This window comes from Streptomyces solicavernae, from assembly GCF_029968095.1.
Classification (GTDB): domain Bacteria; phylum Actinomycetota; class Actinomycetes; order Streptomycetales; family Streptomycetaceae; genus Streptomyces; species Streptomyces solicavernae.
Genome location: NZ_JASCIR010000003.1, coordinates 214,384 through 234,844 on the forward strand (window position 1 = coordinate 214,384; position 20,461 = coordinate 234,844).

A 20,461-nucleotide genomic window follows, 5' to 3' on the forward strand; every position below is an offset into this window, starting at 1 on the left:
GAGAAGGGTGGACCCGCTCACGAACGCGAGGCGAAGCCTCAGGCGTCCTTCGACTCCTCGGCGGCCGGCGCGGCAGCCTCGGCGTCCTTGGCGGCGCGCTTCGTCGCGGCCTCGGCCTCACCGGTGGCCTCCTGGGCCACGGTCAGGGCCTCCACCAGCTCGATGACGGCCATGGGCGCGTTGTCGCCACGGCGGTTACCGATCTTGGTGATACGGGTGTAACCACCCGGGCGGTTCTCGTACCGCGGGCCGATCTCGGCGAAGAGCGTGTGCACGACGCTCTTGTCCGTGATGGTCTGCAGCACCTGGCGACGGTTGTGGATGTCGCCCTTCTTCGCCTTGGTGATCAGGCGCTCCGCGACCGGACGCAGACGGCGCGCCTTGGCCTCGGTGGTGGTGATGCGGCCGTGCTCGAAGAGCGACTTGGCGAGGTTCGCCAGCATCGCCTTCTCGTGGGACGCGCTGCCGCCCAGACGGGCACCCTTGGCGGGCTTCGGCATGGGTTTCTCCTCAGTGTCTGCCCCGGCCGTATCAGGTACCGGAGTCAGGGCCCCGCAGACGGACGCCTGCGGGCAGCAATCAGTACTGCTCGGTCTCCACGAAACCGGCGTCCGCGTCGTCGTCCGCGCCGAACGCGTCGGCGGCGGCCGTCGGGTCGAACCCGGGAGGCGAGTCCTTGAGCGCCAGGCCCATGCCCGCCAGCTTCGCCTTGACCTCGTCGATCGACTTCGCACCGAAGTTGCGGATGTCGAGCAGGTCGGCCTCGGAACGAGCCACGAGCTCACCCACGGAGTGGATGCCCTCGCGCTTGAGGCAGTTGTACGAGCGGACCGTGAGCTCAAGCTCCTCGATGGGAAGAGCGAGATCCGCGGCCAGCGCAGCGTCCGTCGGGGACGGGCCCATGTCGATGCCCTCGGCGTCGATGTTGAGCTCGCGCGCCAGGCCGAACAGCTCGACCAGGGTCTTGCCGGCCGACGCCATGGCGTCACGCGGACGCATGGCCTGCTTGGTCTCGACGTCGACGATCAGCTTGTCGAAGTCGGTGCGCTGCTCGACACGCGTGGCCTCGACCTTGTACGTGACCTTGAGCACCGGCGAGTAGATGGAGTCGACCGGGATACGGCCGATCTCCTGGCCCACCTGCTTGTTCTGCACGGCGGAGACGTAGCCGCGACCGCGCTCGACGGTCAGCTCCATCTCCAGCTTGCCCTTGCCGTTGAGCGTGGCGAGGACGAGGTCGGGGTTGTGCACCTCGACACCGGCCGGGGGCGCGATGTCGGCGGCGGTGACCAGACCCGGGCCCTGCTTGCGCAGGTACATCACGACCGGCTCGTCGTGCTCCGAGGAGACGACCAGCTGCTTGATGTTGAGGATCAGGTCGGTGACGTCCTGCTTGACGCCCGGCACGGTGGTGAACTCGTGCAGGACACCGTCGATGCGGATGCTGGTCACAGCAGCACCGGGGATCGACGACAGGAGGGTACGGCGCAGGGAGTTACCGAGGGTGTAGCCGAAGCCCGGCTCCAGCGGCTCGATCACGAACCGGGACCGGAACTCGTCGACGACCTCTTCGGTCAACGAGGGACGCTGAGCAATCAGCATGTTGTGATCCTTCAGTCAGGGGCACCCGCTATTTGATGCCCGACTAGCACTACAAGGGTACGGGCGGTACGACCCGTGAGAGCCGTACCGCCCGAAATCCTCAGACCAAACAGTCGTACGTCAGATCAGACGCGGCGACGCTTGGGGGGACGGCAGCCGTTGTGCGGGGTCGGCGTGACGTCCTGGATGGAGCCGACCTCAAGGCCGGTGGCCTGCAGGGAACGGATGGCGGTCTCACGACCGGAGCCCGGGCCCTTGACGAAGACGTCGACCTTGCGCATGCCGTGCTCCTGCGCACGACGCGCGGCGGACTCGGCGGCCATCTGCGCGGCGAACGGCGTGGACTTGCGGGAGCCCTTGAAGCCGACGTGGCCGGCGGAGGCCCACGAGATCACGTTGCCGGTCGGGTCCGTGATGGACACGATCGTGTTGTTGAACGTGCTCTTGATGTGCGCGTGGCCGTGAGCGACGTTCTTCTTTTCCTTGCGGCGCACCTTCTTGGCAGCGCCCTGACGACCCTTGGGGGGCATCTCTTAACTCCTACGGGAGGTGGTCGGTCCTACAGCGAAGACCGCTGACGAGCGTCCGCTGCGGACTACTTCTTGCCCGGCTTCTTCTTGCCGGCGATGGCGCGACGCGGGCCCTTGCGGGTGCGAGCGTTGGTGCTGGTGCGCTGACCGTGCACGGGAAGGCCACGACGGTGACGCAGGCCCTGGTAGCAGCCGATCTCCACCTTGCGGCGGATGTCGGCCTGAACCTCACGGCGGAGGTCACCCTCGGTCTTGAGGTTGGCGTCCACGTACTCGCGGATCTTGACCAGGTCCTCTTCGGCCAGGTCACGAACGCGGGTGTTCGGGTTCACGCCGGTGGCGGCCAGCGTCTGCTGGGAGAGCGTCCGGCCGATGCCGAACACGTAGGTGAGGGCGACCTCCACGCGCTTTTCGCGCGGGATGTCAACACCGGAAACGCGTGCCATGTAATGGCTCCAGTTGAGTCTTCGGAGGTCTTCCACAGAGCCGCTCCCGCCCGCCGTCCACCCTTGCCGGGCTTCGGTACGAACCGGGTCCCCGGCCTCCGACCGGGGGTGTCGCCCTCCATCACTGAAGAGAGGCGGGTCCTGCGTATGTACGTATCGCTATGCGTCGCGCGAAGATCTGCGGATGCAGACCTGCGTCAGCCCTGGCGCTGCTTGTGGCGCGGGTTGTCGCAGATGATCATGACTCGGCCGTGACGGCGAATCACCCTGCACTTGTCGCAGATCTTCTTGACGCTCGGCTTGACCTTCATTGGGTGAGGTTCTCCGGGTCAGGTGCCACCACCCGCGGGGGCGAGGGCAGACATAAAGATCTACTTGTACCGTTGAAGTTCGCTTCCGGCTGGCGCTGGAAACGTCTCCCCTGGATCGCTCCGGGGAGTTTGACAGGTCATGCCTGTCCGTCGACGACCCTTCCGGCCGCAGGAGCGGGTACGGGACCCGCCCAAGCTCACTTGTATCGGTAGACGATACGCCCACGCGTCAGGTCGTACGGAGACAGCTCCACCACGACCCGGTCGTCAGGGAGGATGCGGATGTAGTGCATACGCATCTTGCCGCTGATGTGTGCCAGGACCTGGTGGCCGTTCTGGAGCTCGACCTTGAACATGGCGTTCGGCAGAGACTCGACGACGGTGCCCTCGATCTCGATGGCACCTTGCTTCTTGGCCACGCTTTGCCCTTCGAATCGACTACCTTGATCGGCTGCCTCGTTGGCCGCCATCTGACATGCGGTGAAACATGCAGACATGCGGAGACACGAGAGCCGACGCGTCAGTCTACGTCAGAGCACCCGGAAAGACGAATCCAGAGAGACTGCCCCGAACGGGAGATCCTTAAGCGACCGACTAGGCCAAGGGGTCAGGGGCCGTCGTGATCCCGTACTCCGCCAACTTCGCCTTGCCGCCGTCGCGCGCGGTGAGGACCAGCGGGCCCTGCTCGGTCAGCGCGATCGAGTGCTCCCAGTGCGAGGACCAGGTGCCGTCGGTGGTGACCACCGTCCAGTCGTCCTCAAGCACGTTCGTACGAGGTGTGCCGAGGCTCACCATCGGCTCGATGGCCAGGCACATGCCGGGCACCAGCTTCGGGCCGCGGCCGCGCCGGCGCTCCACGTAGTTCAGGACGTGCGGGTCCATGTGCATCTGCGAGCCGATGCCGTGGCCGCCGTAGTCCTCGATGATCCCGTACTTCCCGGTGGCGGGGCGGGGCTGACGGCGGATGTACGACTCGACGGCCTTGGAGATGTCGACCAGGCGGTTGCCCTGCTTCATCGCCGCGAGCCCGGCCCACATCGACTCCTCGGTGACCCGCGACAGCTCGACCAGCTCGGGCGCGTGCCCCGAGCCCACGAAGGCGGTGTACGCGGCGTCGCCGTGCCAGCCCTCGATGATCGCGCCGCAGTCGATCGAGATGATGTCGCCGTCCTCAAGGACGACGTCCTCGCTCGGGATGCCGTGGACGACGACCTCGTTCCTGGAGGTGCAGATCGTGGCCGGGAAACCGCCGTACCCGAGGAAGTTGGACTTCGCGCCGTGCTCCGCGAGCACCTTGCGCGCCACGTCGTCCAGGTCCTTCGTGGTGGCGCCCGGGACGGCCGCCGCCCGCGTGGCCTCGTGGATGGCGGCGACGACAAGCCCCGCCGCACGCATCTTCGCGATCTGCTCGGGAGTCTTGATCTCCACCATGACCTGCTGTGCCTTCCGCCGCTGTGCTCGGTACGGGTACTGGTACTGGTTCTGGTTCCGCTACCGCTGAACCTCAACAGTACGGCCGCGGGGACCCTTCGGTCACCGCGGCCGTAACTGTCTGCATGCTGCTGTGTGCTTCTGCCGCCCGGCAGGCGCTGCGCGTCCTGTCCGCCGGACAGGCCCTAGGCGGACTTCTGCAACGCCGCCATCGCCCGCTCCGTCACGTCGGCGACCTCGCCGAGCGCGGAGATCGTGACCACCAGGCCCTGGGCGCGGTAGTGGTCGATGATCGGCTCGGTCTCGCTGTGGTAGACCTCAAGCCGCGTGCGTACGGTCTCTTCCTTGTCGTCACCGCGCTGGTACAGCTCGCCGCCGCAGGCGTCGCAGACGCCCTCGGTCTTCGGCTGCTTGTACTCGACGTGGAAGACGTGGGCCGAGTCGTTGCGGCAGATACGGCGGCCGGCGATGCGCTTGACCACCTCGTCCTCGGGGACCTCCAGGTCCAGGACCGCGTCCAGCTTCACGCTGTCGGACTTCAGCGCCTCGTCGAGCGCCTCGGCCTGCGACACGTTGCGCGGGAAGCCGTCGAGCAGGAAGCCGTTCGCGGCGTCCGGCTGGGCCATGCGGTCCCTGGCCATGCCGATGGTGACCTCGTCCGGAACCAGGTTGCCGGCGTCCATGTAGGACTTGGCCAGCTTGCCCAGCTCCGTCTGCTGGCTGATGTTGGCGCGGAACAGGTCTCCCGTGGAGATGTGCGGGATCGACAGGTTCTTGGCGAGGAACGCGGCCTGCGTTCCCTTGCCCGCACCGGGCGGTCCGACAAGGACGATACGCATCAGCGGAGGAACCCTTCGTAATTACGCTGCTGGAGCTGGCTCTCGATCTGCTTCACGGTCTCCAGACCCACACCCACGATGATCAGGATGCTCGTCCCGCCGAACGGGAAGTTCTGGTTCGCTCCGAAGCCCGCCAACGCCATCGTCGGCACGAGAGCAATAAGGCCCAAGTACAGCGACCCCGGCCAGGTGATCCGGTTGAGCACGTAGCTCAGGTACTCAGCAGTGGGTCGGCCAGCCCGGATGCCCGGGATGAAGCCACCATACTTCTTCATGTTGTCCGCGACTTCCTCGGGGTTGAACGAGATGGCCACGTAGAAGAAGGCGAAAAAGACAATCAGAAGGAAGTAAAGCGTGATGTGCACCGGAGCGTCCGTTGGCTGCAGATTGTTCCGGATCCACTGGGCCCAACCGGCCTGAGAATTGCCGGAGAACTGCACGATCAGCGCCGGAATGTAGAGCAGCGATGACGCGAAGATGACCGGAATCACACCCGCCTGGTTCACCTTCAGCGGGATGTACGTCGACGTGCCGCCGTAGGAACGACGGCCGATCATGCGCTTCGCGTACTGGACCGGGATGCGGCGCTGCGCCTGCTCGACGAAGACGACCAGGCCGACCATGGCCAGGCCCACCACGATCACGGTGCCGAACTCGATCCAGCCGCCCGCGAGGTCACCCTGCTGCTTGATGGCCCACAGGGCGCCGGGGAAGCCCGCCGCGATCGAGATGAACATCAGGATCGACATGCCGTTGCCGATGCCGCGGTCCGTGACGAGCTCGCCGAGCCACATCACGACGGCCGTACCGGCGGTCATGGTGACGACCATGGTGATGGTCACGAAGATCGACTGGTCAGGAACGATCTCGCTGGCGACCGGACAGCCCTGGAACAGGGCGCCGCTGCGGGCAGTGGCGACAAGGCCGGTGCCCTGCAGAATGGCGAGGGCCACTGTCAGATAACGCGTGTACTGCGTGATCTTGGCCTGGCCGGACTGGCCTTCCTTCTTCAGCGCTTCCAGACGCGGGATCACCACGGTCAGCAGCTGGAGAATGATGCTCGCCGTGATGTACGGCATGATGCCCAACGCGAAAATGGTGATCTGGAGCAGCGCGCCACCACTGAACATGTTGACCAGCGACAGCAGACCCTGCTGACTCTGGTTCGCCTGGTCCATACAGACCTGGACGTTCGTATAGCTGACGCCCGGAATCGGGATGTGCGCACCGATCCGGTAGATCACGATCATGCCGAGTGTGAAGAGCAGCTTCTTGCGCAGGTCGGGCGTTTTGAACGCCCGGGCGAACGCGGTGAGCACGGTGCCTCCTGCGACCCCCGCGCTACTGCGTCAGAGGTGACGGTCTTGAGGATCGACAAATACGTATCAGGCAAGAACCGCGCGGCGAGCCGAAAGCAGACCGCACGGAAAGTAGCAAGTGCACGCCACCTTACCGGCGTACGTGCCCCCCTTGGAACGACCAACCGGGGATGCCCCTTATGTGAGGCATCCCCGGTGGGATCGTTCAAGTCATCGCGACCTCGTCTGAGTTGGTCAGACGAGCTCGGTGACGGTACCGCCCGCGGCGGTGATCTTCTCCTTGGCGGAGCCGGAGACGGCGTCGACCGTCACCTGCAGCGCCACGGAGACCTCGCCCTGGCCCAGGACCTTGACAAGGCTGTTCTTGCGAACGGCACCCTTGGCCACCAGGCCCTCGACGGTGACCTCGCCACCCTCGGGGTACAGCGCAGCCAGCTTGTCGAGGTTCACGACCTGGAACTCGGTCTTGAACGGGTTCTTGAAGCCCTTCAGCTTCGGGAGGCGCATGTGGAGCGGCATCTGGCCACCCTCGAAGCGCTCCGGAACCTGGTAACGGGCCTTCGTGCCCTTGGTACCGCGACCAGCCGTCTTACCCTTCGACGCCTCACCACGACCGACACGGGTCTTGGCGGTCTTGGCGCCGGGAGCCGGACGGAGGTTGTGGACCTTCAGCGGGTTCTGCTCCGCCATGTCAGTCGACCTCCTCGACCGTCACGAGGTGGCGGACGGTCTGCACCATGCCGCGGAACTCGGGGCGGTCCTCCTTGACGACCTGCGTGTTGATGCCCTTGAGACCAAGGGAACGCAGGGTGTCACGGTGGTTCTGCTTGCTGCCGATGTACGACTTCGTCTGCGTGATCTTGAGCTGCGCCATTACGCACCAGCCCCGGCACGCGCACGCAGCAGAGCCGCGGGAGCGACGTCCTCAAGCGGCAGACCGCGGCGGGCCGCGATCTCCTCGGGACGCTGCAGACCCCGCAGGGCCTCCACGGTCGCGTGCACGATGTTGATCGCGTTGTCGGAGCCGAGCGACTTCGACAGGATGTCGTGAACGCCGGCGCACTCCAGGACGGCACGCACCGGGCCACCGGCGATAACACCGGTACCGGGGGAAGCCGGCTTGAGCAGGACGACGCCCGCAGCCTTCTCACCCTGGATCGGGTGCGGGATGGTGCCCTGGATACGGGGGACCTTGAAGAAGTGCTTCTTGGCCTCCTCAACACCCTTGGCGATGGCGGCCGGCACCTCCTTGGCCTTGCCGTAACCGACACCCACGGTGCCGTCACCGTCGCCCACCACGACCAGCGCGGTGAAGCTGAAGCGACGACCACCCTTCACAACCTTGGCGACGCGGTTGATCGCGACAACGCGCTCAACGTACGCGGTCTTCTCGGCGGCAGCAGAGCCACCGTCGCGACCCTTCCGGTCCCGCCGCTCGCCGCCACCGGCACCGCCACCGCGGCGCTGGGGTCCAGCCATTGGAATTACCTCTCTCTTTTTCCGCTAGCTACGGAACCAGAACTCAGAACTTGAGTCCGGCTTCGCGGGCGGCGTCCGCCAGGGCGGCGATGCGCCCGGCGTACTGGTTACCACCACGGTCGAACACGACGGTCTCGACACCGGCGGCCTTGGCACGCTCGGCAACCAGGGCGCCGACGGACTTGGCCTGCGCGGACTTGTCGCCCTCGCCACCGCGGATCGAAACGTCCAGGGTCGAGGCCGACGCGAGGGTGTGACCCTTCACGTCGTCGATGACCTGGGCGACGATGTTGCGGTTCGAGCGGGTAACGACCAGGCGCGGACGCTCCGCCGTACCGGAGATGTTCTTCCGGATACGGATGTGGCGACGCTTGATGGCAGCACGCTTGTAGGCGTCGCCCTTCAGGATCTTCTGCCCGTATGCCATGGCTTACTTACCCGCCTTTCCGACCTTGCGGCGGATGACTTCGCCCTCGTACTTGACGCCCTTGGCCTTGTACGGGTCGGGCTTGCGCAGCTTGCGGATGTTGGCCGCAACCTCGCCGACCTTCTGCTTGTCGATGCCCTCGACCGAGAACTTGGTCGGCGACTCGACCTTGAACGAGATGCCCTCGGGCGCCTCGATCAGGATCGGGTGGCTGTAGCCGAGCGAGAACTCCAGGTTGGAGCCCTTCGCCAGGACGCGGTAACCGACACCGCTGATCTCAAGCTTCTTCACGTAACCCTGGGTCACGCCGGTGATCATGTTCGCCACCAGCGTGCGGGACAGGCCGTGCAGGGCCTTGTTCTGACGCTCGTCGTTGGGGCGGGTGACGCTCAGGACGCCGTCCTCACCCTTGGCGATCTCGATCGGCGCCACGACGGTGTGGGTCAGCGAGCCCTTGGGGCCCTTGACCTCGACCGTCTGGCCGTCGATGGTGACGTCCACGCCGGCGGGAACCGTGATGGGGAGCTTGCCAATACGCGACATAGCTGTTTCCTCCGTTCCCTTCCGTTACCAGACGTAGGCGAGGACTTCTCCGCCTACGCCCTTCTTGCCGGCCTGCTTGTCGGTCAGGAGACCGTGCGACGTGGAGATGATCGCCACGCCGAGGCCACCGAGGACCTTGGGCAGGTTGGTGGACTTCGCGTAAACCCGGAGACCGGGCTTGGAGATCCGCTTGATGCCCGCGATGGAGCGCTCACGGTTGGGGCCGAACTTCAGCTCCAGGACGAGGTTCTTGCCGACCTCGGCGTCCTCGACCTTCCAGCCCGTGATGAAGCCCTCCTGCTGGAGGATCTCCGCGATGTGCGACTTGATCTTGGAGTGCGGCATCGACACCTGGTCGTGGTATGCCGAGTTCGCGTTCCGCAGACGCGTAAGCATGTCTGCGATCGGATCAGTCATGGTCATGAATTGGCCTTCGGCCTCTCTCGCCGGGGTTTCCTGTATGCGCCATCCCTCTCCCCACACAGGGGCGGGACGGGTGCGGCGCGGGGACCTACGGCGTAGTAAGCAATCAGTTGCAGGCTTCGCCTGCGGGCGGTCAGGACGGCAGACGCCCAACCCTCCTAGCCTAAGCCATGAGGGGAAGGGCGATCTGCCGACCCTTTGCTTACCGAGAGATCCGGGTAATTCCCTACGCCCAAAGGGCAGTTAGGTGCTTACCAGGAGCTCTTGGTCACGCCCGGCAGCTCGCCACGGTGAGCCATCTCACGGAGGCACACGCGGCACAGGCCGAACTTGCGGTACACGGAGTGCGGGCGGCCGCAGCGCTGGCAGCGGGTGTAGCCACGCACACCGAACTTGGGCTTACGAGCAGCCTTGGCAATCAGAGCCTTCTTCGCCATCTCGCTCACGCCTCCTTGAACGGGAAGCCGAGGTGACGAAGGAGCGCACGGCCCTCAGCGTCGTTGGTCGCCGTGGTGACCACGGTGATGTCCATACCCCGGACGCGGTCGATCTTGTCCTGGTCGATCTCGTGGAACATGACCTGCTCGGTGAGACCGAAGGTGTAGTTGCCACGGCCGTCGAACTGCTTGGGGGACAGACCACGGAAGTCGCGGATGCGCGGGAGCGCGAGCGACAGGGTGCGGTCCAGGAACTCCCACATGCGGTCGCCACGGAGCGTGACGTGGGCACCGATCGGCTGACCCTCGCGCAGCTTGAACTGCGCGATGGACTTGCGGGCCTTGGTGACGGCCGGCTTCTGACCGGTGATCGTGGTGAGGTCGCGGATGGCGCCCTCGATCAGCTTGGAGTCGCGGGCGGCGTCGCCCACACCCATGTTGACCACGATCTTCACGAGGCCGGGAACCTGCATGACGTTCTCGTACTTGAACTCGTCACGCAGCTTGCCCGCGATCTCCTCGCGGTACTTCGTCTTCAGACGCGGAGTGGTGGTGGTAGCCATCAGATGTCCTCACCCGTCCGCTTGGCAACGCGGATCTTGTTGCCCTCGTCGTCGAAGCGGTAACCGACGCGCGTGACGACCTTGTTGCCGTCCTTCTCCACGACCAGTTGGACGTTGGAGACGTGGATCGGGGCCTCGGTCGTGACGATGCCACCGGCCTGCGAGCCGGAGGCCGTGGGGCCGGCCTTGGTGTGCTTCTTGACCCGGTTGACACCCTCGACCAGGACACGCTCGTCGCGCGGGTAAGCGGCAATGACCTTGCCCTGCTTGCCCTTGTCCTTACCGGTGATGACCTGGACCAGGTCGCCCTTCTTGATCTTCATGCTTACAGCACCTCCGGCGCGAGCGAGATGATCTTCATGAACTTCTTCTCGCGCAGCTCACGGCCCACGGGGCCGAAGATACGGGTGCCGCGAGGGTCGCCGTCGTTCTTCAGAATGACGGCGGCGTTCTCGTCGAAGCGGATGTACGAGCCGTCCGGACGGCGGCGCTCCTTGACGGTGCGAACGATGACCGCCTTGACGACGTCACCCTTCTTCACGTTGCCACCGGGGATCGCGTCCTTGACGGTGGCGACGATGACGTCACCGATGCCCGCGTAGCGGCGACCCGAGCCACCGAGAACACGGATGCAAAGGATTTCCTTCGCACCAGTGTTGTCGGCGACCTTGAGTCGCGACTCCTGCTGGATCACGTCTATCTCCTGTTTGTCTGCCGGTTCCCCCGGGGCAGTTCAGCTGAACTGCCCCGGGAGCCTGGCGGAACGAACTCCGAGAGGGATGCCCCTCGGAGAATTACTTGGCCTTCTCGAGGATCTCGACGATGCGCCAGCGCTTGGTCGCCGACAGCGGACGCGTCTCCATCAGGAGGACGCGGTCGCCGACGCCGGCAGCGTTCTGCTCGTCGTGCGCCTTGAGCTTGTTGGTACGGCGGATGACCTTGCCGTACAGCGCGTGGGTCACACGGTCCTCGACAGCGACGACGACGGTCTTGTCCATCTTGTCGCTGACGACAAGGCCCTGACGGGTCTTGCGGAAGCCGCGCTCGGTCTTGGTCTCAGTCACGTTGCTCTCGCTCATCAGGCGTTCTCCACCGTCTCGATGCCGAGCTCACGCTCACGCATGAGGGTGTAGACCCGGGCGATGTCCTTGCGGACGGCCTTGAGCCGGCCGTGGTTTTCGAGCTGTCCCGTGGCCGCCTGGAAGCGGAGGTTGAACAGCTCTTCCTTGGCCTCGCGAAGCTTGGCGACAAGCTCCTCGTTACCCAGCTCGCGCAGCTCGGACGCCTTGGTTCCGGCCGACATCACACTTCACCTGCCTCGCGCTTGACGATCCTGCACTTCATCGGCAGCTTGTGGGCCGCACGAGTCAGCGCCTCGCGCGCGATCTTCTCGTTGGGGTACGACAGCTCGAACATGACGCGTCCGGGCTTGACGTTGGCGACCCACCACTCCGGCGAACCCTTACCGGAACCCATGCGGGTCTCGGCAGGCTTCTTGGTGAGGGGGCGGTCCGGGTAGATGTTGATCCAGACCTTGCCGCCACGCTTGATGTGACGGGTCATCGCGATACGAGCGGCCTCGATCTGACGGTTCGTCACGTACGCCGGGGAGAGCGCCTGGATGCCGTACTCGCCGAACGCAACCTGCGTGCCACCCTTGGACATACCGCTGCGCTTCGGGTGGTGCTGCTTGCGGTGCTTGACCCTACGGGGGATCAGCATGTCGGTCAGGCCTCCGTTCCGGTGCTCTCAGCAGCCGGAGCGGCAGCGGCGGGAGCGTCGGCCTTGGGGGCCTCGGCAGTCTGCTGCTGGCCCTGGGCCCCCTGCTGCTGCTGCGGCTTACGACCGCGGCCGCCACGCTCGCCACCGCGGCCACCGCGGGCCGGGCGGTCGGAACCGCCACGGGCCGGGCGGTTGCCGGCGCGGGCGGCGGCGTTCTCGGCGCGGACCTCGGCGATGTTCTTGACGTCGCCCTTGTAGATCCAGACCTTCACGCCGATACGGCCGAAGGTGGTCTTGGCCTCGAAGAAGCCGTAGTCGACGTTGGCGCGGAGCGTGTGCAGGGGCACACGGCCCTCGCGGTAGAACTCCGAGCGCGACATCTCGGCACCGCCGAGACGCCCGCCGCACTGGATCTTGATGCCCTTGGCGCCGGCCTTCATCGTGCCCTGCATGCTCTTGCGCATGGCGCGACGGAAGGAGACGCGGGAGGACAGCTGCTCGGCAACGGCCTGGGCCACGAGCTGCGCATCGGTCTCGGGGCTCTTGACCTCAAGGATGTTCAGCTGGACCTGCTTGCCGGTGAGCTTTTCGAGGTCGCCGCGGATGCGGTCGGCCTCGGCGCCACGGCGGCCGATGACGATGCCCGGACGGGCGGTGTGGATGTCCACGCGGACACGGTCACGGGTGCGCTCGATCTCCACCTTCGAGATGCCGGCGCGCTCCATGCCGGACGTCATCATCCGACGGATGGCGACGTCTTCCTTGACGTAGTCCTTGTACAGCTTGTCGGCGTACCAACGCGACTTGAAGTCGGTCGTGACACCGAGCCGGAACCCGTGCGGGTTTACCTTCTGGCCCATTACCGGGTTCCTTCCTTGCTGCTGACGACCACGGTGATGTGGCTGGTCCGCTTGCGGATCCGGTAGGCACGGCCCTGGGCACGCGGGCGGAACCGCTTCAGGGTCGGGCCCTCGTCGACGTACGCCTCGCTGATGACCAGCGAAGAGGCGTCGGTGTGGTCGTAGTTGTGCGCGGCGTTGGCGATGGCGCTGTCAAGCACCTTGCCGACCGGCACGGACGCGGCCTGCGGGGCGAAACGCAGGACCGCCTGGGCCTCCGTGGCATCCATGCCACGGATGAGGTCCACCACGCGGCGGGCCTTCATGGGCGTGACGCGGATGTACCGCGCCTGGGCCCTGGCTTCCATGGTTGTCCCTTCGGTGTTCTTCATCAGTCTCTGCACCCGCCTCGTCAGCGACGCTTCGACTTGCGGTCGTCCTTGACGTGGCCGCGGAAGGTGCGGGTCGGCGCAAACTCGCCGAGCTTGTGGCCGACCATCGACTCGGTGACGAACACCGGGATGTGGGTCTTGCCGTTGTGCACCGCGAGCGTGTGGCCGAGCATGGCCGGCACGATCATGGAGCGTCGGGACCAGGTCTTGATGACGTTCTTGGAACCGGCTTCGTTCTGTACGTCCACCTTCTTGATCAGGTGGTCGTCGACGAAGGGCCCCTTCTTCAGGCTACGAGGCATCTCAACCCGTCCTTAGCGCTTCTTGTTCGTCTTGCGGCGGCGGACGATGTACTTGTTCGACGCCTTCTTGGGCGAACGAGTACGGCCTTCCTTCTTGCCCCAGGGCGAGACCGGGTGGCGACCACCGGAGGTCTTGCCCTCACCACCACCGTGCGGGTGGTCAACCGGGTTCATCACGACACCACGAACGGTGGGTCGGACGCCCAGCCAGCGCTTACGGCCGGCCTTGCCCCAGTTGATGTTCGACTGCTCGGCGTTGCCGACCTCGCCAATGGTGGCGCGGCAGCGGACGTCGACCAGGCGGATCTCTCCGGACGGCATGCGGAGGTGGGCCATCGAGCCCTCCTTCGCGAGCAGCTGCACGGAGGCACCCGCGGAACGGGCGAACTTCGCGCCACCACCGGGACGGAGCTCGATCGCGTGGATCGTGGTACCGACCGGGATGTTGCGGAGCGCCAGGTTGTTACCGGGCTTGATGTCGGCGCCGGGGCCGTTCTCGATCCGGTCGCCCTGGTTCAGGCCACGCGGAGCGATGATGTAGCGCTTCTCGCCGTCTGCGTAGTGCAGCAGCGCGATGCGCGCGGTGCGGTTGGGGTCGTACTCGATGTGCGCGACCTTCGCCGGCACGCCGTCCTTGTCGTGACGACGGAAGTCGATCACTCGGTAGGCGCGCTTGTGGCCACCGCCCTGGTGGCGGACGGTCACACGACCGGAATTGTTACGGCCGCCCTTGCTGTGCAGGGGGCGGACCAGCGACTTCTCCGGCGTGGACCGCGTGACCTCGACGAAGTCGGCGACGGAGGAGCCACGGCGGCCCGGCGTCGTCGGCTTGTACTTGCGGATTCCCATTTCTCAGTCCTCGTCCGATATCGGACCAGGGCGCTCCGTTAGGAGGCCTGGCCGAAGATGTCGATACGGTCGCCCTCGGCGAGGGTCACGATGGCGCGCTTGGTGTCGGCGCGCTTGCCGAAACCGGTGCGGGTGCGCTTGCGCTTGCCCTGGCGGTTGATCGTGTTGACCCCGGTGACCTTGACCGAGAAGACCGCCTCGACGGCCTGCTTGATCTGGGTCTTGTTCGCACGCGGGTCGACGATGAACGTGTACTTGTTCTCGTCGAGGAGGGCGTAGCTCTTCTCCGACACGACCGGCTTGACGAGAACGTCGCGCGGGTCGGTGAAGGTCTTGCTGGTAACGGTGGCCTCAGACATCAGGCCTCGCTCCCTTCGGTCTCATTGGCCTTGGGGCCAGCGACGAAGGAGTCGAAGGCGGCCTTGGTGAAGACCACGTCGTCCGAGACGAGCACGTCGTACGTGTTCAGCTGGCCCGGCTCCAGGATGTGCACCTGGGGCAGGTTCCGAGCCGACAGCAGGGCCTTCTCGTCCTCGCGGGTGACGACCAGGAGCACGTTCTTGCGCTCGCTGACCTTGCCCAGGAGGGTCTTGGCGGCCTTGGTGGAGACGTCGCCCGAGACCACGTCGGACACGACGTGGATGCGGTTGTGACGGGCCCGGTCGGTGAGGGCACCGCGCAGGGCGGCGGCCTTCATCTTCTTCGGGGTCCGCTGCGAGTAGTCACGCGGCACGGGGCCGTGGACGATGCCACCGCCGGCGAACTGCGGCGCACGGGTCGAACCCTGGCGCGCGCGGCCGGTGCCCTTCTGGCGGTAAGGCTTCTTGCCACCACCACGGACTTCGCCGCGGGACTTGGTCTTGTGCGTGCCCTGACGGGCAGCGGCCAGCTGCGCGACAACGACCTGGTGGATCAGCGGAACGCTGACCTTGGCGTCGAAGATCTCCGTGGGGAGCTCGACGGACCCGGCCTTGTCGCCGACCGGCGAAAGGATGTCAATGGTGCTCATCGGTTACCTCAGGCCCCCTTGGCCGCGGTACGGACCAGGACGAGGCCGCCGTTCGGACCAGGAACCGCGCCCTTGATGAGCAGCAGACCCTTCTCCGCGTCAACGGCGTGGACGGTCAGGTTCTGGGTGGTGACGCGCTCGTTGCCCATACGACCGGCCATCCGCATGCCCTTGAAGACACGACCGGGGGTGGCGCAGCCACCGATGGAACCGGGCATACGGTGCACACGGTGGGCACCGTGGGAAGACTTGCCACCCTTGAAGTTGTGACGCTTCATGACACCGGCGAAGCCCTTGCCCTTGGTCTTGCCCGTGACGTCAACCTTGACGCCGGACTCGAAGACCTCGGCGGTGATCTCCTGGCCGAGCGTGTACTCGCTGGCGTCGGAGGTGCGGAGCTCCACCAGGTGGCGGCGCGGGGTCACGTCGGCCTTGGCGAAGTGGCCCTTGAGGGGCTTGTTCACCTTGCGCGGGTCGATCTCGCCGAAGGCGATCTGGACCGACTCGTAGCCGTCGGTGTCGTTCGTACGGACCTGGGTCACGACGTTCGGGCCGGCCTTGACGACGGTGACCGGAACAACACGGTTGTTCGCGTCCCACACCTGCGTCATGCCGAGCTTCTCGCCCAGGATGCCCTTGATCTGCTTAGCCATCTCTCAGATCACCGGCCCTCAGAGCTTGATCTCGATGTCGACACCGGCCGGGAGGTCGAGTCGCATCAGGGAGTCAACGGTCTTCGGCGTCGGGTCGAGGATGTCGATCAGGCGCTTGTGCGTGCGCATCTCGAAGTGCTCGCGCGAGTCCTTGTACTTGTGCGGCGACTTGATGACGCAGTACACGTTCTTCTCGGTGGGGAGCGGCACCGGGCCCGCGACCGACGCACCAGTACGGGTCACCGTCTCGACGATCTTCTTCGCCGAGGTGTCGATGACCTCGTGGTCGTAGGCCTTGAGCCGGATGCGGATCTTCTGTCCCGCCATGGCTACTTAGTAGTCCTGTCTCTCGTAACGCTCTGGAACCCGGTGGCCGTTCGTCCACTCTTCTCCGACCCACGCGGTCGGGCGTGTCGCAACCTCGCTGACACGGATCTCCCTAAGGGTTTCCCTGCCTGGGTGCGGGCCCGAAGACCACGGCCGAGGAAGACTGCGCTGTTCACAGCCCGGCCACCGGATGCCTGGCCAAGGCACCCCGCTGACGCTTCCCGGAAGATTCCCGTACGTCCGCCTCAGCGCTGCCGGAACGGCAGTTGGGGCGACGAGTACTGTGGGACTCGCTTCCGGTCCTCCCGGCGGGAGGCGCGCAGCATCGGCACTCAACCGAGCAACCTGGACAGTGTGCCATATGGGTCGCACCGGGCGCCAATCGGGGCCCGGAAGCGTACCCCGCGAGGGGGTCTTGTCAAACCCGGCACCCCGCCGAGCCGTTGAACAACGGCCGAAGCCCCCGTGCGCCAACAGGCGTACGGGGGCTTCGGCTTGAGCTGAGGCCCGAAGACCTACCAGGTCAGAGCAACAATTACTTGTTGATCTTGGTGACCTGGCCGGCGCCGACGGTCCGGCCACCCTCACGGATGGCGAACTTGAGGCCCTCTTCCATGGCGACGGGCTGGATGAGCTCGACGGTCATCTCGGTGTTGTCGCCCGGCATGACCATCTCGGTGCCCTCGGGGAGGGTCACGACGCCGGTCACGTCGGTGGTGCGGAAGTAGAACTGCGGGCGGTAGTTGTTGAAGAAGGGGGTGTGACGGCCACCCTCGTCCTTCGACAGGATGTACGCCTGCGCCTCGAACTCGGTGTGCGGGGTGACCGAGCCCGGCTTGATGATGACCTGGCCGCGCTCGACGTCCTCGCGCTTGATGCCACGGAGGAGCAGACCGACGTTCTCACCGGCCTGGCCCTCGTCGAGGAGCTTCCGGAACATCTCGATGCCGGTGACCGTGGTGGTGGTCTTCTCGTTCTTGATGCCGATGATGTCGACGGTCTCGTTGACCTTCAGGACACCACGCTCGATACGACCGGTGACGACGGTGCCACGACCGGTGATCGTGAAGACGTCCTCGATCGGCATGAGGAACGGCTTGTCGACGTCGCGCTCCGGCTCCGGAATCGCGGTGTCGACGGCGTTCATGAGCTCCAGGACGGAGTTGCCCCACTCCTTGTCGCCCTCAAGCGCCTTCAGAGCCGAGACCTTGACGACCGGAACGTCGTCGCCCGGGAACTCGTACTCGGAGAGGAGCTCACGGACCTCAAGCTCGACGAGCTCCAGGATCTCCTCGTCGTCCACCATGTCGGCCTTGTTCAGGGCGACGACGATGTACGGAACGCCGACCTGGCGGGCCAGGAGCACGTGCTCCTTGGTCTGCGGCATCGGGCCGTCGGTGGCGGCGACCACGAGGATGGCGCCGTCCATCTGCGCGGCACCCGTGATCATGTTCTTGATGTAGTCCGCGTGACCCGGGCAGTCGACGTGGGCGTAGTGACGCGCCTCGGTCTGGTACTCGACGTGCGCGATGGAGATGGTGATACCGCGCTGGCGCTCCTCGGGAGCCTTGTCGATCTGGTCGAAGGCCGAGGCCTCGTTCAGCTCGGGGTACGCGTCGTGCAGCACCTTGGTAATGGCGGCCGTGAGGGTCGTCTTACCGTGGTCAATGTGACCGATGGTGCCGATGTTGACGTGCGGCTTAGTCCGCTCGAACTTCGCCTTCGCCACTGGTTCCTCCTGTGGAGTGGTTCTGGTACGCCTTACTCATCGGCGCCAGGTGATCTTTGCTGGGATGCCGGGGCCCGGGGCACTCCGTCACGGAATCGGACGGAATGCCCCAGCAGGCTCCGGTGACAAGCCTAAAGCGTGAACTCGGGTGAGTTACTCGCCCTTGGCCTTCGCGATGATCTCCTCGGCGACGTTCCGGGGAACCTCGGCGTAGGAGTCGAACTGCATCGAGTAGCTTGCGCGACCCGAGGTCTTGCTGCGGAGGTCTCCGACGTAGCCGAACATCTCCGAAAGCGGCACGAGGCCCTTCACGAGACGGGCGCCGGCGCGCTCCTCCATGGCCTGGATGTTGCCACGGCGGGAGTTGATGTCGCCGATGACCTCACCCATGTAGTCCTCGGGCGTGGTGACCTCGACGGCCATCATCGGCTCAAGCAGCACAGGGCTGGCCTTGCGCGCGGCCTCCTTGAAGGCCTGCGAACCGGCGATCTTGAACGCCAGCTCGGAGGAGTCGACCTCGTGGTAGGCACCGTCGATGAGCGTGATGCGGACGCCCGTCATCTCGTAGCCCGCCAGGATGCCGAACTGCATGGCCTCCTGCGCACCCGCGTCCACCGAGGGGATGTACTCCTTGGGGATGCGGCCACCGGTGACCTTGTTGACGAACTCGTACGACGAGTCGCCGCCCTCGATCGGCTCGATCGCGATCTGGACCTTCGCGAACTGACCGGTACCACCGGTCTGCTTCTTGTGCGTGAAGTCCACGCGCTCGACGGCCTTGCGGATCGTCTCGCGGTACGCGACCTGCGGCTTGCCGACGTTGGCCTCGACCTTGAACTCCCGCTTCATGCGGTCGACCAGGACGTCGAGGTGGAGCTCGCCCATACCACCGATGATGGTCTGGCCGGTCTCCTCGTCCGAGTGCACCTGGAAGGAGGGGTCCTCCTCCGCGAGACGCTGGATGGCGACACCCAGCTTCTCCTGGTCACCCTTGGACTTGGGCTCGATGGCGACCTGGATCACCGGCGCCGGGAAGTCCATGGACTCCAGGATGACCGGGTTCTTGTCGTCGCACAGCGTCTCACCGGTGGTGGTCTGCTTCAGGCCCATGACGGCGACGATGTCACCGGCGCCCACCGACGCGATCTCCTCACGCTTGTTCGCGTGCATGCGGTAGATCTTGCCGATGCGCTCCTTCTTGCCCTTGACGGAGTTCAGCACCGCGGTGCCGGCCTCCAGGCGACCCGAGTAGACCCGGATGAAGGTGAGCTTGCCGAGGTGCGGGTCGCTCGCGATCTTGAACGCGAGGGCCGACAGCGGCTCGGAGTCGGACGGCTTGCGCGCGAGGACCTTCTCCGCGTCCTTGACGTCCTGGCCCTCGACGGCCTCGACGTCCAGCGGGGAAGGCAGGTAGCGCACGACCGCGTCGAGCAGGGGCTGAACGCCCTTGTTCTTGAACGCGGTACCGCAGAACACGGGGGTGACGGTCGTGTCGCCGCCCTTGCCGGAGGCGATGGTGATGCGGCGGATGGCCGCGTACAGCTGCTCCACGGTGGGCTCGGTGCCCTCCAGGTACAGCTCCATCATCTCTTCGTCGTTCTCGGCGACCGTCTCAAGGAGCTTGCCGCGCCACTCGTCGGCGGCCTCGGTGTGCGTCGCCGGGATGTCGATGGTGTCGTAGGCCTCGCCCTTGGCGGCCTCGGCCGACCAGACGTACGCCTTCATCGTCACCAGGTCGATGACGCCCTTGAAGTCAGCCTCCGCGCCGATGGGCAGCTGCATGACGATCGGGGTCGCACCCAGGCGGTCGACGATCATGTCGACGCAGCGGTGGAACTCGGCACCCGTGCGGTCGAGCTTGTTGACGAAGCAGATACGCGGCACGCCGTAGCGGTCCGCCTGACGCCAGACGGTCTCGGACTGGGGCTCGACGCCGGCCACACCGTCGAACACGGTCACAGCGCCATCGAGCACACGCAGGGAGCGCTCCACCTCGACGGTGAAGTCGACGTGCCCCGGGGTGTCGATGATGTTGATCGTGTGGTCGACGTTTTCGAGCGGCCAGTGACAGGTGGTGGCAGCGGAGGTGATGGTGATACCACGCTCCTGCTCCTGCTCCATCCAGTCCATCGTGGCAGCGCCGTCGTGGACCTCACCGATCTTGTACGAGACGCCGGTGTAGAACAGGATCCGCTCGGTGGTGGTCGTCTTGCCCGCGTCGATGTGGGCCATGATGCCGATGTTGCGCACCTTGGCCAGGTCAAGCGAAGTGGTAGCCATAAGGCTTCA

General features: G+C 65.7%; 32 protein-coding genes. All 32 read right to left on the minus strand.

Annotation, left to right across the window (positions count from 1 at the left end; all coding sequences use genetic code 11):
• Positions 1–38: 38 nt before the first annotated feature.
• The 32 genes from rplQ to fusA all read right to left on the minus strand — a co-directional run bounded on the left by rplQ (position 39) and on the right by fusA (position 20,452).
• On the minus strand, positions 39–500 hold the full coding sequence (rplQ, locus tag QIS99_RS05820) for a 50S ribosomal protein L17 (protein ID WP_282511135.1): 462 nt from the start codon (positions 498–500) through the stop codon (positions 39–41).
• Between the two features lie 79 nt (positions 501–579).
• The gene (locus QIS99_RS05825; RefSeq protein WP_282511137.1) at positions 580–1,602 is read right to left on the minus strand and encodes a DNA-directed RNA polymerase subunit alpha; all 1,023 of its coding nucleotides are present in this window, start codon (positions 1,600–1,602) and stop codon (positions 580–582) included.
• A gap of 125 nt (positions 1,603–1,727) precedes the next feature.
• Positions 1,728–2,132, minus strand: a complete 405-nt coding sequence (gene rpsK / locus QIS99_RS05830; RefSeq protein ID WP_003948617.1) for a 30S ribosomal protein S11 — start codon at positions 2,130–2,132, stop codon at positions 1,728–1,730.
• Positions 2,133–2,197: 65 nt separating this feature from the next.
• On the minus strand, positions 2,198–2,578 hold the full coding sequence (gene rpsM / locus QIS99_RS05835; protein ID WP_282511140.1) for a 30S ribosomal protein S13: 381 nt from the start codon (positions 2,576–2,578) through the stop codon (positions 2,198–2,200).
• A gap of 197 nt (positions 2,579–2,775) precedes the next feature.
• Positions 2,776–2,889, minus strand: coding sequence for a 50S ribosomal protein L36 (gene rpmJ / locus QIS99_RS05840; RefSeq protein ID WP_003948619.1), 114 nt, complete (start codon positions 2,887–2,889; stop codon positions 2,776–2,778).
• A 197-nt stretch (positions 2,890–3,086) separates the two neighbouring features.
• Positions 3,087–3,308 carry a translation initiation factor IF-1 gene (gene infA / locus QIS99_RS05845; protein ID WP_003948620.1) on the minus strand — a complete coding sequence of 74 codons (222 nt, stop codon included), beginning with the start codon at positions 3,306–3,308 and terminating at the stop codon, positions 3,087–3,089.
• A 175-nt stretch (positions 3,309–3,483) separates the two neighbouring features.
• Positions 3,484–4,320: a type I methionyl aminopeptidase gene (gene map, locus QIS99_RS05850; RefSeq protein ID WP_282511143.1), complete on the minus strand. Its 837-nt coding sequence runs from the start codon at positions 4,318–4,320 to the stop codon at positions 3,484–3,486.
• 185 nt (positions 4,321–4,505) lie between these two features.
• Positions 4,506–5,159 carry an adenylate kinase gene (locus QIS99_RS05855; RefSeq protein ID WP_282511145.1) on the minus strand — a complete coding sequence of 218 codons (654 nt, stop codon included), beginning with the start codon at positions 5,157–5,159 and terminating at the stop codon, positions 4,506–4,508.
• Positions 5,159–6,478: a preprotein translocase subunit SecY gene (gene secY / locus QIS99_RS05860; protein WP_282511148.1), complete on the minus strand. Its 1,320-nt coding sequence runs from the start codon at positions 6,476–6,478 to the stop codon at positions 5,159–5,161. Before secY ends, QIS99_RS05855 begins: the two co-directional genes overlap by 1 nt.
• A 234-nt stretch (positions 6,479–6,712) precedes the next feature.
• A complete protein-coding gene (rplO, locus tag QIS99_RS05865; protein ID WP_282511150.1) occupies positions 6,713–7,168 on the minus strand; it encodes a 50S ribosomal protein L15 in 456 nt (151 codons plus the stop codon).
• 1 nt (position 7,169) lies between these two features.
• On the minus strand, positions 7,170–7,352 hold the full coding sequence (rpmD, locus tag QIS99_RS05870; RefSeq protein WP_030567278.1) for a 50S ribosomal protein L30: 183 nt from the start codon (positions 7,350–7,352) through the stop codon (positions 7,170–7,172).
• Positions 7,352–7,957, minus strand: coding sequence for a 30S ribosomal protein S5 (rpsE, locus tag QIS99_RS05875; RefSeq protein ID WP_282511152.1), 606 nt, complete (start codon positions 7,955–7,957; stop codon positions 7,352–7,354). Before rpsE ends, rpmD begins: the two co-directional genes overlap by 1 nt.
• 43 nt (positions 7,958–8,000) lie before the next feature.
• Positions 8,001–8,384 (minus strand): 50S ribosomal protein L18, encoded by a 384-nt coding sequence (rplR, locus tag QIS99_RS05880; RefSeq protein WP_282511154.1) that lies wholly within the window; start codon positions 8,382–8,384, stop codon positions 8,001–8,003.
• 3 nt (positions 8,385–8,387) lie between these two features.
• Positions 8,388–8,927: a 50S ribosomal protein L6 gene (gene rplF, locus QIS99_RS05885; RefSeq protein WP_282511155.1), complete on the minus strand. Its 540-nt coding sequence runs from the start codon at positions 8,925–8,927 to the stop codon at positions 8,388–8,390.
• Positions 8,928–8,951: 24 nt separating this feature from the next.
• Positions 8,952–9,350: a 30S ribosomal protein S8 gene (gene rpsH, locus QIS99_RS05890; protein ID WP_282511156.1), complete on the minus strand. Its 399-nt coding sequence runs from the start codon at positions 9,348–9,350 to the stop codon at positions 8,952–8,954.
• 251 nt (positions 9,351–9,601) lie between these two features.
• A complete protein-coding gene (locus tag QIS99_RS05895; protein WP_003948630.1) occupies positions 9,602–9,787 on the minus strand; it encodes a type Z 30S ribosomal protein S14 in 186 nt (61 codons plus the stop codon).
• 5 nt (positions 9,788–9,792) lie between these two features.
• Positions 9,793–10,350 (minus strand): 50S ribosomal protein L5, encoded by a 558-nt coding sequence (rplE, locus tag QIS99_RS05900; protein ID WP_053661885.1) that lies wholly within the window; start codon positions 10,348–10,350, stop codon positions 9,793–9,795.
• Complete coding sequence (gene rplX / locus QIS99_RS05905; RefSeq protein WP_018543913.1) at positions 10,350–10,673, minus strand: 50S ribosomal protein L24; 324 nt, start codon at positions 10,671–10,673, stop codon at positions 10,350–10,352. Before rplX ends, rplE begins: the two co-directional genes overlap by 1 nt.
• A 2-nt stretch (positions 10,674–10,675) precedes the next feature.
• The gene (gene rplN / locus QIS99_RS05910) at positions 10,676–11,044 is read right to left on the minus strand and encodes a 50S ribosomal protein L14 (RefSeq protein WP_093613756.1); all 369 of its coding nucleotides are present in this window, start codon (positions 11,042–11,044) and stop codon (positions 10,676–10,678) included.
• Between the two features lie 100 nt (positions 11,045–11,144).
• On the minus strand, positions 11,145–11,429 hold the full coding sequence (rpsQ, locus tag QIS99_RS05915; protein ID WP_282511164.1) for a 30S ribosomal protein S17: 285 nt from the start codon (positions 11,427–11,429) through the stop codon (positions 11,145–11,147).
• A complete protein-coding gene (gene rpmC, locus QIS99_RS05920; protein ID WP_161692945.1) occupies positions 11,429–11,653 on the minus strand; it encodes a 50S ribosomal protein L29 in 225 nt (74 codons plus the stop codon). The genes rpsQ and rpmC overlap by 1 nt, the downstream gene beginning before the upstream one ends.
• Positions 11,653–12,072 carry a 50S ribosomal protein L16 gene (gene rplP, locus QIS99_RS05925; RefSeq protein WP_282511168.1) on the minus strand — a complete coding sequence of 140 codons (420 nt, stop codon included), beginning with the start codon at positions 12,070–12,072 and terminating at the stop codon, positions 11,653–11,655. The genes rpmC and rplP overlap by 1 nt, the downstream gene beginning before the upstream one ends.
• Positions 12,073–12,077: 5 nt before the next feature.
• On the minus strand, positions 12,078–12,932 hold the full coding sequence (rpsC, locus tag QIS99_RS05930) for a 30S ribosomal protein S3 (RefSeq protein ID WP_282511170.1): 855 nt from the start codon (positions 12,930–12,932) through the stop codon (positions 12,078–12,080).
• A complete protein-coding gene (gene rplV, locus QIS99_RS05935) occupies positions 12,932–13,279 on the minus strand; it encodes a 50S ribosomal protein L22 (RefSeq protein WP_004571827.1) in 348 nt (115 codons plus the stop codon). Before rplV ends, rpsC begins: the two co-directional genes overlap by 1 nt.
• 44 nt (positions 13,280–13,323) lie before the next feature.
• Positions 13,324–13,605 carry a 30S ribosomal protein S19 gene (rpsS, locus tag QIS99_RS05940; protein ID WP_282511172.1) on the minus strand — a complete coding sequence of 94 codons (282 nt, stop codon included), beginning with the start codon at positions 13,603–13,605 and terminating at the stop codon, positions 13,324–13,326.
• A 12-nt stretch (positions 13,606–13,617) separates the two neighbouring features.
• A complete protein-coding gene (gene rplB / locus QIS99_RS05945) occupies positions 13,618–14,454 on the minus strand; it encodes a 50S ribosomal protein L2 (protein WP_161692948.1) in 837 nt (278 codons plus the stop codon).
• A gap of 38 nt (positions 14,455–14,492) precedes the next feature.
• Positions 14,493–14,813, minus strand: coding sequence for a 50S ribosomal protein L23 (rplW, locus tag QIS99_RS05950; protein ID WP_282511177.1), 321 nt, complete (start codon positions 14,811–14,813; stop codon positions 14,493–14,495).
• On the minus strand, positions 14,813–15,463 hold the full coding sequence (gene rplD, locus QIS99_RS05955) for a 50S ribosomal protein L4 (protein WP_282511178.1): 651 nt from the start codon (positions 15,461–15,463) through the stop codon (positions 14,813–14,815). The genes rplW and rplD overlap by 1 nt, the downstream gene beginning before the upstream one ends.
• Before the next feature lie 8 nt (positions 15,464–15,471).
• The gene (gene rplC / locus QIS99_RS05960; RefSeq protein WP_282511180.1) at positions 15,472–16,116 is read right to left on the minus strand and encodes a 50S ribosomal protein L3; all 645 of its coding nucleotides are present in this window, start codon (positions 16,114–16,116) and stop codon (positions 15,472–15,474) included.
• 18 nt (positions 16,117–16,134) lie between these two features.
• Positions 16,135–16,443 carry a 30S ribosomal protein S10 gene (gene rpsJ / locus QIS99_RS05965; protein WP_004571821.1) on the minus strand — a complete coding sequence of 103 codons (309 nt, stop codon included), beginning with the start codon at positions 16,441–16,443 and terminating at the stop codon, positions 16,135–16,137.
• Positions 16,444–16,978: 535 nt separating this feature from the next.
• Positions 16,979–18,172, minus strand: coding sequence for an elongation factor Tu (gene tuf / locus QIS99_RS05970; RefSeq protein ID WP_282511187.1), 1,194 nt, complete (start codon positions 18,170–18,172; stop codon positions 16,979–16,981).
• 153 nt (positions 18,173–18,325) lie between these two features.
• Positions 18,326–20,452, minus strand: a complete 2,127-nt coding sequence (gene fusA / locus QIS99_RS05975) for an elongation factor G (protein WP_282511189.1) — start codon at positions 20,450–20,452, stop codon at positions 18,326–18,328.
• Between the last annotated feature and the right edge of the window lie 9 nt (positions 20,453–20,461).

Bases quoted from the DNA above. Each gene is read 5' to 3' on its own strand.
- rpsC (WP_282511170.1), bottom strand. From the start codon at position 12,932: ATGGGCCAGAAGGTAAACCCGCACGGGTTCCGGCTCGGTGTCACGACC.
- QIS99_RS05825 (WP_282511137.1), bottom strand. From the start codon at position 1,602: ATGCTGATTGCTCAGCGTCCCTCGTTGACCGAAGAGGTCGTCGACGAG.
- rplD (WP_282511178.1), bottom strand. From the start codon at position 15,463: ATGAGCACCATTGACATCCTTTCGCCGGTCGGCGACAAGGCCGGGTCC.
- rpsS (WP_282511172.1), bottom strand. From the start codon at position 13,605: ATGCCTCGTAGCCTGAAGAAGGGGCCCTTCGTCGACGACCACCTGATC.
- rplF (WP_282511155.1), bottom strand. From the start codon at position 8,927: ATGTCGCGTATTGGCAAGCTCCCCATCACGGTTCCCGCCGGCGTGGAC.
- rpsK (WP_003948617.1), bottom strand. From the start codon at position 2,132: ATGCCCCCCAAGGGTCGTCAGGGCGCTGCCAAGAAGGTGCGCCGCAAG.
- rplW (WP_282511177.1), bottom strand. From the start codon at position 14,813: ATGTCTGAGGCCACCGTTACCAGCAAGACCTTCACCGACCCGCGCGAC.
- rplB (WP_161692948.1), bottom strand. From the start codon at position 14,454: ATGGGAATCCGCAAGTACAAGCCGACGACGCCGGGCCGCCGTGGCTCC.
- rpsE (WP_282511152.1), bottom strand. From the start codon at position 7,957: ATGGCTGGACCCCAGCGCCGCGGTGGCGGTGCCGGTGGCGGCGAGCGG.
- rpmC (WP_161692945.1), bottom strand. From the start codon at position 11,653: ATGTCGGCCGGAACCAAGGCGTCCGAGCTGCGCGAGCTGGGTAACGAG.
- QIS99_RS05895 (WP_003948630.1), bottom strand. From the start codon at position 9,787: ATGGCGAAGAAGGCTCTGATTGCCAAGGCTGCTCGTAAGCCCAAGTTC.
- rpmJ (WP_003948619.1), bottom strand. From the start codon at position 2,889: ATGAAGGTCAAGCCGAGCGTCAAGAAGATCTGCGACAAGTGCAGGGTG.
- rplO (WP_282511150.1), bottom strand. From the start codon at position 7,168: ATGGCGGAGCAGAACCCGCTGAAGGTCCACAACCTCCGTCCGGCTCCC.
- rplE (WP_053661885.1), bottom strand. From the start codon at position 10,350: ATGGCTACCACCACCACTCCGCGTCTGAAGACGAAGTACCGCGAGGAG.
- fusA (WP_282511189.1), bottom strand. From the start codon at position 20,452: ATGGCTACCACTTCGCTTGACCTGGCCAAGGTGCGCAACATCGGCATC.
- rpsH (WP_282511156.1), bottom strand. From the start codon at position 9,350: ATGACCATGACTGATCCGATCGCAGACATGCTTACGCGTCTGCGGAAC.
- rplX (WP_018543913.1), bottom strand. From the start codon at position 10,673: ATGAAGATCAAGAAGGGCGACCTGGTCCAGGTCATCACCGGTAAGGAC.
- rplQ (WP_282511135.1), bottom strand. From the start codon at position 500: ATGCCGAAGCCCGCCAAGGGTGCCCGTCTGGGCGGCAGCGCGTCCCAC.
- rpsQ (WP_282511164.1), bottom strand. From the start codon at position 11,429: ATGAGCGAGAGCAACGTGACTGAGACCAAGACCGAGCGCGGCTTCCGC.
- rplC (WP_282511180.1), bottom strand. From the start codon at position 16,116: ATGGCTAAGCAGATCAAGGGCATCCTGGGCGAGAAGCTCGGCATGACG.
- rpsM (WP_282511140.1), bottom strand. From the start codon at position 2,578: ATGGCACGCGTTTCCGGTGTTGACATCCCGCGCGAAAAGCGCGTGGAG.
- rpsJ (WP_004571821.1), bottom strand. From the start codon at position 16,443: ATGGCGGGACAGAAGATCCGCATCCGGCTCAAGGCCTACGACCACGAG.
- map (WP_282511143.1), bottom strand. From the start codon at position 4,320: ATGGTGGAGATCAAGACTCCCGAGCAGATCGCGAAGATGCGTGCGGCG.
- rpmD (WP_030567278.1), bottom strand. From the start codon at position 7,352: ATGGCGCAGCTCAAGATCACGCAGACGAAGTCGTACATCGGCAGCAAG.
- QIS99_RS05855 (WP_282511145.1), bottom strand. From the start codon at position 5,159: ATGCGTATCGTCCTTGTCGGACCGCCCGGTGCGGGCAAGGGAACGCAG.
- rplR (WP_282511154.1), bottom strand. From the start codon at position 8,384: ATGGCATACGGGCAGAAGATCCTGAAGGGCGACGCCTACAAGCGTGCT.
- rplP (WP_282511168.1), bottom strand. From the start codon at position 12,072: ATGCTGATCCCCCGTAGGGTCAAGCACCGCAAGCAGCACCACCCGAAG.
- rplV (WP_004571827.1), bottom strand. From the start codon at position 13,279: ATGGAAGCCAGGGCCCAGGCGCGGTACATCCGCGTCACGCCCATGAAG.